Consider the following 11,926-nt stretch of genomic DNA (forward strand, 5'->3'; position numbering starts at 1 on the left):
TGCATTGGACGCATGCATCGACAGTGCCTACGGTCGTATGCGATGACAACGACCGCGCACCTGCCAGCCCCGACCGCCACCCGGACCGCCCCGCCGCACGAGCGCGGCACGCCCGGCTACCGGCGGCTCGGCGTCGCCCTGTGGCTGTCCGGTCTGGCGACGTTCGTGCTGGTCTACAGCGTGCAGGGGCTGCTGCCGACGCTCTCGGCGGAGTTCGGCGTCTCCTCGTCCACGGCCAGCTTCGTGCTGTCGGCGACCACCGGCACGCTCGCCCTCGCCGTGCTGCCGCTGTCCGCGCTCACCGAGTCCTGGGGGCGGGCGCGGGTCATGACCTGGGCACTCGCGGCGTCGGCGGTGCTCGCGCTGCTCGCCCCGCTGGCGCCCACGTTCGAGACCCTCGTCGTGGTGCGCGGGCTGCAGGGGATCGCCCTCGCGGCACTGCCCGCGCTGTCGATGGCCCACGTCACCCACGAGGTGGCCCCGCGGCACCTCGGCGGTGCGGTCGGGCTGCTCATCGCCGGCAACACCCTCGGCGGGCTGTCCGGGCGGCTCGTCGCGTCGTGGGTCGCCGAGCTCGGCGGCTGGCGGGCGGGCCTCGCCGCGGTCGGTGTGGTCTCGGTGCTCGCGACCGTCGTCTTCCGGCTGCTCCTGCCGCCCGCGACGGCGCCCACCCCGGCCCGCACCCGGCTGCGCGATCTCGGCGGGCCGCTGCGTCGCCACCTCACCGACCGGGGTCTGCTGTGCCTGTTCGGGATGGCGTTCCTGCTGATGGGCGCGTTCGTGACCGTCTACAACTATCTCGGCTTCCGGCTGCTGGCCCCGCCGTTCTCGCTGCCCGGCACCCTCGTCGGGCTGGTGTTCCTCGGCTACCTCGCCGGCAGCTGGGCCTCCACCGCTGCCGGGCGCCTGGGGGACCGGTTCGGGCGCCGCCCCGTGCTGTGGGTGGCGACGCTGCTCGCCCTCGCCGGGATCTGGGTGACCCTGCCCGATCTGCTGCCCACCACCCTCGCGGGGCTGCTGATGGTCACCGTCGGCTTCTTCGGGGCGCACTCGGTCGCCAGCTCGTGGGTGGGGCGCCGCTCGGCGATGCTGCCGGGGGCGGTGCCGGCCCAGGCCTCGTCGCTGTACCTGGTCGGCTACTACGCCGGGTCCAGCATCGGCGGCGCCCTCGGTGGGGTCGCCTACGACCACGCAGGCTGGGCCGGGGTGACCGGCTACGTCAGCGTGCTGCTGCTGGGCGCGCTGGCGCTGGCGCTCGTGCTGCGCCGGACCCCGGCACCCGCGGTGTGACACGCGCTTCTGCCCACCTGGACCAGTGAGGCGTCGCAGCGGCCGCGGCGCTGCTCCATCGGTGCCGTCGCCACCCGACACGCCGAGTCGTGGTCGTCCGAGCGGGTGGTGGGAACCCGGAGCGTGGGAGTGGTGCCGTCCGGTCCGCCACCCCTGCGGAGCAGTGCCCCCGTGCTCGCGGCCCGTCGCGGTCTGTCACGGTGGGGTCTCGCCCCCAGCACCACGGAACTTTCGGAGGAACCCGATGCGGAAGGCCGGACGCAAGCTCTCCAAGGCCGCCGAGTCGTTCGTCGAGGCGATCGGCATCCTCGGCGGCTGGAACCGCGGCCGTCGCCGCAACCGCTCCCGCCGCTGACGCCGGCCAGGCCAGGTGATCGCGAGCTGGCCGCCCCGCCCGAGGTGATTAGCTTGTGGTAAGCACATCATGTCCGTTTCCTCCGGGAAGACAGGTGTGCCCACCACGTGACCGACGCCGCCCACGACACCCACCGCCCGCCCGGGGACGGCTCCGCCGGCCTGCCCGGCGACGACCCGCTGCCCCGCCGGGTGCCGGTGTTCGCCGTCGTCGGCCTGGCGCTGCTGATGTTCTCCCTCGACGGCACGTCGGTCGCCACCGCGCTGACCACGATCAGCGGCGACCTCGGCGCCGACCTGGCCTGGACCGCCTGGGTGGTGACCGTCGCCGCCGTCAGACAGATCCTCGCGCTGCCGCTGGGCGGGTGGCTCTCCGACCGCTTCGGCGGCCGCCGGATGTTCCTGGCCGGGGTCACCGCGTTCACGGTGATGTCCGCGCTGAGCGCGCTCAGCCCCTCGATCGGCGTGCTCATCGCCTGCCGGCTGGTGCAGGGCCTCGCGGGCGGCGTGATGCTGCCGGCCGCCAACGGGATCGTCGCCCACCAGTTCGGCCGTGACCGGGACCGGGCGCTCGCCCTGTTCACCAGCGTCTTCCCGATCGGCGCGATCCTCGGACCACTGGTCGGCGGGCTGGTGCTCACCACCTGGACCTGGCACGGCATCTTCTTGGTGAACGTGCCGATCGGGATCCTGCTCGTCGCGGTCGGGCTGGCGCTGGTCGACGACCCGCCGCACCGGCGCACCGCCCGGATCGACGCCGCCGGCATCGCACTGCTCGTCCTGACCCTGCTCGCCACGATGCTGACCATCACCCGGCTCGGCTCGCCCGCGTCCGGGCCGGGCTGGACCGTCCTGGCCGGCGTGGTCGCACTGGTGGCGGGTGCGGTGTTCGTCCGGCACGCCCGGCGGCGGCCCGACGCGGTCGTCCCCGTGCACCTGCTCGCCGGACGCGGTCTGGGGATCATGAACGTCACCAACGTCGTCTTCGGCGCCGTGGTGATCGGGTTCTCGGCGACCCTGCCGCTCTACGCCCAGGTCCGCTACGACCTTCCCGCGTTCGTCGCCGGGGCACTGCTCACCGGCCGCGCGATCGGCACCATCGTCACCTCGGCGGTCGCGGTGGCGCTGCTGCGCCGGCTCGGGTTCCGGCCGCTGCTGCTCGGCGGGCTGGTCGCCGTCGTCGCCGGGCTGGTGGTCACCGCGGTGACGCCCCTGTTCGGTGGGCCCACGGTGTGGCTGCTGGCCGGGTCCACGCTGCTCGGGCTGGGCACGGGCCTGTCCGGCCCTGCCGCCAACAACGCCGGCATGCACCTGGTGCCCGACGAGGTGGCCGCGGTGTCCGGGCTGCGCATCATGTTCCGGCAGATGGGCGGGATCGCGGCGGTGTCGGTGCTGACCGCCGCCGTCACCGCCGCCGACGACCCGGGCCTCGCCGCCGGGATCGCCTACGGGGTGCTGGCGGTGGCACTCGCCGCGGTCGGCCTGGCCGCCGCGCGGATCCCGAACCGGCGCGGCCGCTGGTGAGAGGCCCGCCCCCGCGGCAGGGGGGGGCGACCCCGGTAGGGCGGGCCGGGCTCACCCGGGCCCGCCCCGACCTCACATGTTCCGCCGGTACTGCCCGCCGACCTCGAAGAACGCCGTCGTCAGCTGACCCAGCGAGCACACCCGTGCGGCCTTCATCAGCTCGTCGAACACGTTGCCGTCGCCGGTCGCGACGTCCTGGAGCCGCCGCAGCGCCTGCTCGGCCTCCGTGCGGTGCCGGGACTGGAAGTCCGCGAGCCGGTCGAGCTGGGACTGCTTCTCGGCCTCGGTGGCGCGGGCCAGCTCGATCTCCTGGGGCTGCTCGTCCGGGTCGGCCGGCTTCAGGAAGGTGTTGACGCCGACGATCGGCAGCTCACCGGTGTGCTTGCGGTGCTCGTAGAGCATCGACTCGTCCTGGATCCGGCCACGCTGGTAGCCGGTCTCCATCGCACCCAGCACACCGCCGCGCTCGGCGATCGACTCGAACTCGCGCAGCACCGCCTCCTCCACAAGATCGGTGAGCTCGTCGACGACGAACGAGCCCTGCAGCGGGTTCTCGTTCAGCGACAGGCCCCACTCCTTGTTGATGATCATCTGGATGGCCATCGCGCGGCGCACCGACTCCTGCGACGGCGTGGTGACCGCCTCGTCGTAGGCGTTGGTGTGCAGGGAGTTCGCGTTGTCGTAGAGCGCGCAGAGCGCCTGCAGCGTGGTGCGGATGTCGTTGAAGTTCATCTCCTGCGCGTGCAGGGACCGACCCGAGGTCTGGACGTGGTACTTCAGCTTCTGCGAGCGCTCGTTCGCCCCGTAGCGCTCCTTCATCGCGATCGCCCAGATGCGGCGGGCGACCCGGCCGATCACCGTGTACTCGGCGTCCATCCCGTTGGAGAAGAAGAACGACAGGTTGGGCGCGAAGTCGTCGACGTCCATGCCGCGCGCCAGGTAGCTCTCGACGAAGGTGAACCCGTTCGCGAGGGTGAAGGCGAGCTGGCTGATGGGGTTCGCCCCGGCCTCGGCGATGTGGTAGCCGGAGATCGAGACGGAGTAGAAGTTGCGCACCTTGTGCGCGATGAACCACTCCTGGATGTCGGCCATCATCCGCAGCGAGAACTCGGTGGAGAAGATGCAGGTGTTCTGGCCCTGGTCCTCCTTGAGGATGTCGGCCTGCACCGTGCCCCGGACGTTCGCCAGCGCGTAGGCGACGAGCTCCTCGCGTTCCCCCGCGTCGGGCTCGCGGCCCTGCTCGTCGCGGAACCGCTCGACCTGCTGGTCGATCGCGGTGTTGAGGAAGTAGGCGAGGATCGTCGGCGCCGGGCCGTTGATCGTCATCGACACCGACGTGGTCGGTGAGCAGAGGTCGAAGCCGTCGTAGAGGGCCTTGAGGTCGTCCAGCGTCGCGATCGAGACGCCCGAGGTGCCGACCTTGCCGTAGATGTCGGGGCGGGTGTCGGGGTCGTGGCCGTAGAGGGTGACCGAGTCGAAGGCCGTCGACAGGCGCTTGGCGTCGGAGTCCTGGGAGAGGTACTTGAACCGGCGGTTGGTGCGGAACGGGTCGCCCTCGCCGGCGAACATGCGCGCCGGGTCCTCGCCCTCGCGCTTGAACGGGAACACCCCGGCGGTGAACGGGTAGAAGCCCGGCAGGTTCTCCTTGCGCAGGAAGCGCAGGAGCGCCGCGTCGTCGTCGAAGCGGGGCAGCGCGACCCGGCGGACCTTGCTGCCGGACAGCGTCTCCCTGGTCAGCTTCGTGCGGAACTCCTTGTCGCGCACGGTGTAGACGTACTCGTCGCCGGAGTAGTCCGCGACCCGCGACGGCCAGGCCGCCAGCAGCTCGGCGGACTCGGCCGGGACCTTCTTCTCGGCGGTGCGGAGCGCCTGCGCCAGGTCGTCGCCGCCGACCAGCTCGGCGGCGGTGCGCAGGTGCTGGGCGGTGCGGGCCGCCTGCGCGTGGGACTCGGTGTCGGCGTGGTAGCCGCGCACGGCCTGGGAGATCTCGGCGAGGTAGCGGACCCGGTCCGGCGGGATGACCGCGGCGTGGTGGCTGGAGGTCTTGGTCGTGACGCGGGGGAGCCTGCCCTCGCCGATGGCCAGCCCGTCCTCGGCGAGGAGGCCGAGCAGGTGCTGGTAGAGCGCGGTGACGCCGTCGTCGTTGAAGGTGGCGGCCGAGGTGCCGAAGACCGGCATGTCCTCCCAGGTCGCGCCGAACTCCTCGCGGTTGCGCACCAGCTGGCGGCCGACGTCGCGCCGGGCGTCCTCGGCGCCGCGGCGCTCGAACTTGTTGATCGCGACGACGTCGGCGAAGTCCAGCATGTCGATCTTCTCGAGCTGCGACGCGGCGCCGAACTCCGGCGTCATCACGTACAGCGAGTGGTCGACGAACGGGACGATGCCCGCGTCGCCCTGGCCGATGCCCGGGGTCTCGACGACGACCAGGTCGAACCCGGCCGCGCGCAGCACCGCGATGGTGTCGCCGAGGCGCTCGGGCAGCGAGCCACCGTCGCCGCCGCGGGTGGCGAGGCTGCGGAAGAACACCGGGCTGTGACCGCCTCCGGCGCCGGCGGACCCGGACGACAGCGCGTTCATCCGGATGCGGTCGCCGAGCAGCGCACCGCCGCCCTTGCGCCGGGTCGGGTCGACGGCGAGCACCGCGATGCGGAGCTTGTCCTCCTGGTCGAGCCGGAAGCGGCGCACCAGCTCGTCGGTCAACGAGGACTTGCCGGAACCACCGGTGCCGGTGATGCCGAGGACCGGGACGGGCCGCTCGGACGCGGCGACGCGCTCGCGGACCTCCGCGGGCAGCGTCCCGGACTCGGCGAGGGTCAGCGCCCGCGCCAGCGTGGCGGTCTCCCCGGAGAACAGCCCGTCGAACGACGACGGCGGCTGGGCCGCGAGGTCGGTGTCGCACTCGCGGATCATGATGTTGATCATCCCGGGGAGGCCCAGGTGCTGGCCGTCCTCGGGGGAGAAGATCCGGGAGACGCCGCGGGAGTGCAGCAGCTCGATCTCCTCGGGGACGATCACGCCGCCGCCCCCGCCGTAGATCCTGATGTGGCCGGCGCCGCGCTCGCGCAGCAGCTCGACCAGGTAGGAGAAGTACTCGACGTGCCCGCCCTGGTAGGACGAGATCGCGACGCCCTGCACGTCCTCCTGGATCGCGGCGGTCACGACCTCGTCGACCGAGCGGTTGTGGCCGAGGTGGATCACCTCGGCCCCCTGGCGCTGCAGGATCCGGCGCATGATGTTGATGGCGGCGTCGTGCCCGTCGAACAGGCTGGCCGCGGTCACGAAACGGACCGGATGCGTGGGGACGTGCAGCTCGGCCTGGGCGTTCGTGCCCGTGCTCATCTCCGTGCTCATCGGCGACGTTCCTCCCGCCGGGCGGACGGCGGTGTCCCGGCCGGTTTAGTTTGACATCCTAGTATTGGACGTACAAGGAAGTCGGCGAGCGTCACAACGGGTCGTGCGGTGCGGGTCAGGCCGCGTCGCGTGCCGCGGGCTCCTCGGCGGCCGGAGCTGCCTGCTCACGGGCCCGCCGTGCGTGCCGGCCGGTCGGCCAGGCGGCCCCCGGACCGGTCCCGCCGGACCCGTCCTCGTGGGCGACGGAGCCGTCCTCGGCGCTCGGGGTGGTGTCCACGACGTCGGACAGCGCACGACGCGCCCGGGCGAGCTTGCGCGCCCGCCAGCGCTTCCCGGCCAGGCCGGCGACGAGACCGAGGGTGGGCAGCAGGATCCCGGAGGCGATGACCAGCACCACGGAGTACGCGGGGAACGCGGCCACCAACAGGAATGCCGTCAACGGCCAGTACAGCAGCGCCCGCCCCGCGCCCCGTCGCGTCCAGTCGCGATGAGGCGGCATGATCCATGCCTACCCGAATCGGGCGACCGTCATGCACGACTCGCCGCAACCCACCCACATGTTCCGCGACCGGGGGTACGAATTCATGACCACGACACCGGAGCGCACCGCTGTCGACCCGTATGCCGCCGTCCTGCTCGCCGAGAACGACCGGCTCGCCGCGCTGCTGGCGACGGCCGACCCGGCCACCCCCGTCCCGACCTGCCCCGGCTGGTCGCTGCTGCAGCTGCTCCGCCACGTCGGGCGCGGGCACCGGTGGGCGGCCCGGATGGTCGCCACCGGTGCGACCGAGGCCCTCGACCCGCGCGAGGTGCCCGGGGGCAAGCCGCCCGAGGGCGGCCCGGAGGTCGCGGCGCAGTGGCTGCGCGACGGCGCGACCGAGCTGCTCGACGCCGTCGTCGCGGCGGGGCCGACCGCGCCGGTGTGGACCTTCACCGGGCCGCGGCCCTCGGCGTGGTGGGTGCGGCGGCGGCTGCACGAGGCGACGGTGCACCGCGCCGACGCCGCCGTCGCGCTCGGGGCGCCGTTCCCGATCGACCCGCAGGTGGCCGCCGACGGGGTCTCGGAGTGGCTGGGTCTGCTCGCGGCCCGCCCCGCCGCCGACGAGCCGCCGCTGGCCGACGGCGCCACGCTGCACCTGCACGCCACCGACGACGTCCCGGACGGGGCGGGGGAGTGGATGGTCCGCGGCGCGGGCGGACGGGTCGTCTGGGAGCACGGGCACGGCAAGGGCGACGCCGCGGTCCGCGGCACCGCCGCCGACCTGCTCCAGGGCGTCACCCGCCGGATCCCCGCCGACGACGACCGCCTCCAGGTCCTCGGCGACGCCGGCGTCTGGACGGGGTGGCTGGCCCGCACCGGATTCTGAGCGGGACCGGTCACGCGCGTGCGCGGTCGGGCGGGGGACAGCGGTGCCGGCGCCGCGCTCAGCCCGCCGGGACCGTCCCCGCGCGCTGCTGCGCCGCGGCGGGCGGCGACTGCGGGGTCAGCACGACCTCGGCCGCGGTGTCGAGCACCGCGGCCGAGCGGGGCCGCTCGAACCGGCACGACGCCCGTCGCCCGTCGGTCTCCAGGGTCGCGACGAGGTTGCCGAACAGCGGGCCGGCCGTCCGCTCCCAGGCCACACCCGCGCTGCCGGCCCCGGTGCGGCGGGTCCAGCGGGTCGTCAGCCTGCCCAGCAGCCGCGACCAGGTGATCCGGAACATCACCCGCATCACCGCGGGGACCACGTTGTGCACCGGGGAGCAGGTCAGCTGATGGACCCGGGTGCCCTCCGGGCCACGGCCCGGCCGGTCCCCGGGTGAGTGGGTGTGCACGTCGGCGACGGCGGCATAGGAGTGGTGGACGTCGCCCGACAGCACCGACACCGTGGCGGGCGGTGCGTCCCCGCCACGCGGGCGGCACGCCTCGCGGATCAGCTCGGCGAGCCGGGCGAAGGAGTGCCCGAACGCGGGCCAGTGCTCCAGGTCGGCCTCCTGGCGGGCCCACTCGGCGACCGCCGCGACCCGGCCGGCCCCGTCCGCGCCCTTCTCGGTCGCGGCCTCCAGATCGGAGATGACCTGCGGCATCAGCCAGGGCACCGAGGTGCCCAGCACGAGGTGGTCCACGTCGCCGGGGGCGAGCGCCTTCGTCCGGATCCAGTCGAACTCGGCGTCGGAGACCATCCGCCGCGGCGTGGACTCGACGATCCGCCCGTTGCGGGAGTCCAGGACGATCAGCCGGGTACGGCCCAGCTCCCAGCAGAAGGAGAAGCGTTCGTCCTTGCCGCGGGCGTCGCCGGTGCCGGTCTCGACGTCCCAGCGGGCGGCCCGCTGCGACAGCAGCGGCCAGACGTCGCCGTCGGCGGCCTGCACCTCCTGCCAGGTCCGGTCGGCGGCCAGCTCGGCGGGGGAGAGGTTGCCCAGGTGCTGGTGGACCCAGTACGAGGCCAGGCCGGAGCGGATGCGCTCGGACCACCAGGGCTTGCGGGCGATCTGCTCGCGCCACGCGCCGGAGGTGTTCCAGTCGTCGCGGACGTCGTGGTCGTCGAAGATCATCGCGGTGGGGACGGTCGAGAGCATCCACCGCACCTCGGGGTCCGACCAGGTGTCGCGGTAGAGGCCCGAGTACTCGTCGAAGCCGACGATCTCGTCGTCGGGCCAGTCCGGGTGCTGCTCCCGGCGCCCGGCGATCCGCCGCCGGGTCTGCGGGGTGAGCTCGTCGGCGTAGACCTGGTCGCCGAGCAGCAGCAGCGTGGTCGGCCAGGTCTCCGGGGGCAGCCCGGCCATCCGGCCGGCGTAGACGTCGAGTGCGTCGAGGCCGTACCGGCGGGCCTGCTTCGGGTCGGCGAGCTTCACGTAGCGGCAGGAGCCGAACACGATCCGCTGGTGGGCCTCGGAATCCGCGCCGCGCGTCGTGATCAGGCTCGGCGGGAACGGCGAGTGCGGCAGCGGCCAGACCCGCTCGCCGTCGAGATGGACCTCGTAGGCGGTGCGGGTGTCCGGCGTCAGCCCGGTCACCTGCACCAGGGCGAAGTGGTGGCCGGCCACCTCGAAGGTCTCGGCGTCGCAGCCGAGCACCGAGACGCGGCACGGGCCGGAGGTCTGCACCCAGACCAGGGCGCTGGTCTCGTCGACGTGCCGCAGCACCGGTCCGAGCAGGAGTGTCACCCGTCCGAGGGTAGTCGCGCCCCGGTCCGGTCGCGGAGCGAGATCAGGTCTCCTCGAGTGCCAGCAGTCCCGCACCGATCTTCCCGGCGTCACCCTTGTAGGTGGCGGGCAGCACCGGCGGGATCGGGCGGACCTCGGGCGGTCCGTAGTGGAACTCGCGGGCCGCCCGGCGGGCCGGTTCGAGCAGGAGCTCGCCCGCGTCGACGAGTCCGCCGCCGATCAGCACGACCTCGAACTCGAAGATCGCGTTGATGCTGGCGATGCCGATCCCCAGCGACCGTCCGAGCCGCTGGAACAGCGACGCCGCCGTGCTGTCGCCCGCCATCGCGGCCATGGTCACGTGCTGGCCGGTGACCTCGCCGCCGGCCTCCTCGGCCAGGGTCGCGATCATGCCCCGCGGGTCGTGCAGGGCGGCGCTGCGCCCCATCCGGGTCAACGCGGTCCCGGACGCGACGGCCTCCAGGCAGCCGTGGTTGCCGCAGCCGCACTTCGGGCCGTCCGGGTTGACGTTCATGTGCCCGACCTCGGCGCCGAGCCCGTGCGGGCCGCGGTAGATCTTCCCGTCGAGCACGATCCCCGCGCCGATGCCGGTGCCCACGGTCAGCAGCACCATGTCGTCGTTGCGGGTCCCGCCGAGCCGGGCCTCGGCCAGCCCGGCGACGTTGCCGTCGTTGTCGACGACCACCGGCAGCCCGCACGAGGCCTCCAGCAGGCCGCGCACGTCCCAGTTCTCGTAGTTGTTGTTGGGTGCCCAGCGGATCCGGCCGACCGGCCACTCCACGGTCCCCGCGGCACCGACGCCGATCGCGCAGACGTCCGCGCCCTCGGTGCCGCCGCGCAGCTCCTCGACCATCTCCCGCAGGAGGGTGGTCATCGTGTCCGCATCGGACGTGTCCGGGGTGTTGCGCCGCAGCTCGGCGTGGACCGTGCCATCCTCGCCCACGATCGCTCCGGCGACCTTCGTTCCTCCGATGTCGAGCCCGATGGCCCGCCGTCCGTTCGTCACCCGGGCATGATTGCCACCCCGTGGCGGTGACGCCACACCCACCCCGGGTTTGCGGACGGGCGGGCCGGGGAAAGGTGCCCCATGCCAGTCTTGCGACGTGTAGCCCGACCCGCCCTCGCCGCCGTGTTCATCTTCGGCGGAATCAACGAGCTGCGGAATGCCGACGCGTTGTCGTCCGCCGTCAAGCCCGTCCTCGACCAGGCCGCCCCGGCCATCGACAAGGTCGTGGAGAACGCCCCGCTGGAGCGGCGCCCGGACAACGAGACCCTGGTCAAGGTCGACGCCGGTGTGAAGATCGTGGCGGGCTCCCTGCTCGCCCTGGGCAAGTTCCCCCGCCTGTCGGCCACCGCGCTGGCCGCCTCGCTCGTCCCGACCACGCTGGCCGGGCACCGCTTCTGGGAGGAGACCGACCAGCAGAAGCGTGCCAACGAGCAGATCCACTTCCTGAAGAACGTCGGCCTCCTCGGCGGGCTGCTCATCGCGGCCGCCGACACGCACGGCAAGCCGTCGCACGCCTACCGGACGCGCAAGGCCGCCGAGCGGGCCCAGGCCCGGCTCTCCGGCTCCGGCTCGGACACCGGTGCCCAGCTCGCCGCAGGGCTGGCCGGTGCGGGCACCTCGATCGCCGCGGCCGCCGCGGGCAGCCGGGAGAAGCTGGCCGGGGCCGTCGAGGAGTACGGCCCGGTCGTGCGCGAGCGCGCCACCGAGTGGGGAGGCAAGGCCTCCGAGCAGGCCGCGCACCTGTCCGAGGTCGCCTCGGACAAGGCCTCCACCTGGTCCGAGCAGCTCTCGGCCGCCGCCGAGCGCACCTCCAAGGCGGCACAGAAGAAGGCGAAGGTCGCCGAGAAGCGGGGCGCCAAGCTGGCGAAGGCGGCCGAGAAGCGGGGCGCCCAGCTCGAGAAGCTCGTGGACAAGAAGGGTGCCCAGTACCGCAAGGCCGCCGGGCGCACCGGTGGCAAGTGGGTGCGCGAGGCCGAGAAGCGCCGCGCCCGCTGGGAGAAGCAGGCCCGCAAGGCCGCCGCCCGCGCGGAGAAGCGTGCCCCCGAGTACGTCGACCGGTTCTCCACCCTGGTCACCCAGGCCCAGTCCCAGGCCGCGAAGCTCGGCTCGGACCTGGCCGACCGCGCGTCGGTGGCCGGTGCCGAGGCCGCCAAGCAGGCCAAGGCGTCGGCGAAGGACGCGCGCAAGCGCGCCAAGGCCGTCGCCCGCTGACCCACCGCGACACCCGTCCACGGCCCTCCCGTCCGGCACCGC

Annotated in this window: 8 protein-coding genes; 4 read left to right on the forward strand and 4 right to left on the reverse strand. The window is 73.5% G+C overall.

Annotated features, from left to right (window positions below; translation table 11 throughout):
- The first annotated feature begins 42 nt into the window (after positions 1-42).
- Both Ae505Ps2_RS17345 and Ae505Ps2_RS17350 read left to right on the forward strand, forming a co-directional pair.
- Positions 43-1,290 (forward strand): MFS transporter, encoded by a 1,248-nt coding sequence (locus Ae505Ps2_RS17345; protein ID WP_075311459.1) that lies wholly within the window; start codon positions 43-45, stop codon positions 1,288-1,290.
- Positions 1,291-1,752: 462 nt separating this feature from the next.
- A complete protein-coding gene (locus tag Ae505Ps2_RS17350; RefSeq protein ID WP_084786318.1) occupies positions 1,753-3,168 on the forward strand; it encodes an MFS transporter in 1,416 nt (471 codons plus the stop codon).
- A 72-nt stretch (positions 3,169-3,240) separates the two neighbouring features.
- On the opposite strand, the gene icmF is transcribed toward Ae505Ps2_RS17350, so the two are convergent.
- Complete coding sequence (icmF, locus tag Ae505Ps2_RS17355) at positions 3,241-6,507, reverse strand: fused isobutyryl-CoA mutase/GTPase IcmF (RefSeq protein WP_075313066.1); 3,267 nt, start codon at positions 6,505-6,507, stop codon at positions 3,241-3,243.
- A 127-nt stretch (positions 6,508-6,634) separates the two neighbouring features.
- Positions 6,635-7,018, reverse strand: a complete 384-nt coding sequence (locus Ae505Ps2_RS31260; protein ID WP_139320181.1) for a hypothetical protein — start codon at positions 7,016-7,018, stop codon at positions 6,635-6,637.
- A gap of 85 nt (positions 7,019-7,103) precedes the next feature.
- Here Ae505Ps2_RS31260 and Ae505Ps2_RS17365 point away from each other — a divergent pair, with 85 nt between their 5' ends.
- Positions 7,104-7,886, forward strand: a complete 783-nt coding sequence (locus Ae505Ps2_RS17365; RefSeq protein ID WP_075313068.1) for a maleylpyruvate isomerase family mycothiol-dependent enzyme — start codon at positions 7,104-7,106, stop codon at positions 7,884-7,886.
- Positions 7,887-7,944: 58 nt separating this feature from the next.
- Here Ae505Ps2_RS17365 and Ae505Ps2_RS17370 read toward each other — a convergent pair whose 3' ends face one another.
- Positions 7,945-9,666, reverse strand: coding sequence for an alkaline phosphatase D family protein (locus Ae505Ps2_RS17370; protein WP_075553776.1), 1,722 nt, complete (start codon positions 9,664-9,666; stop codon positions 7,945-7,947).
- A gap of 43 nt (positions 9,667-9,709) precedes the next feature.
- Positions 9,710-10,672, reverse strand: coding sequence for an ROK family protein (locus tag Ae505Ps2_RS17375; RefSeq protein WP_020626789.1), 963 nt, complete (start codon positions 10,670-10,672; stop codon positions 9,710-9,712).
- Between the two features lie 90 nt (positions 10,673-10,762).
- On the opposite strand from Ae505Ps2_RS17375, the gene Ae505Ps2_RS17380 reads away from it, so the two are divergent.
- Positions 10,763-11,884, forward strand: coding sequence for a DoxX family protein (locus tag Ae505Ps2_RS17380; RefSeq protein ID WP_158071469.1), 1,122 nt, complete (start codon positions 10,763-10,765; stop codon positions 11,882-11,884).
- The last annotated feature ends 42 nt before the right edge of the window (positions 11,885-11,926 follow it).

This window comes from Pseudonocardia sp. Ae505_Ps2 (genome assembly GCF_001932425.1).
Taxonomy (GTDB): domain Bacteria; phylum Actinomycetota; class Actinomycetes; order Mycobacteriales; family Pseudonocardiaceae; genus Pseudonocardia.

Bases quoted from the DNA above. Each gene is read 5' to 3' on its own strand.
- Ae505Ps2_RS17345 (WP_075311459.1), top strand. From the start codon at position 43: ATGACAACGACCGCGCACCTGCCAGCCCCGACCGCCACCCGGACCGCC.
- Ae505Ps2_RS31260 (WP_139320181.1), bottom strand. From the start codon at position 7,018: ATGCCGCCTCATCGCGACTGGACGCGACGGGGCGCGGGGCGGGCGCTG.
- icmF (WP_075313066.1), bottom strand. From the start codon at position 6,507: ATGAGCACGGGCACGAACGCCCAGGCCGAGCTGCACGTCCCCACGCAT.
- Ae505Ps2_RS17365 (WP_075313068.1), top strand. From the start codon at position 7,104: ATGACCACGACACCGGAGCGCACCGCTGTCGACCCGTATGCCGCCGTC.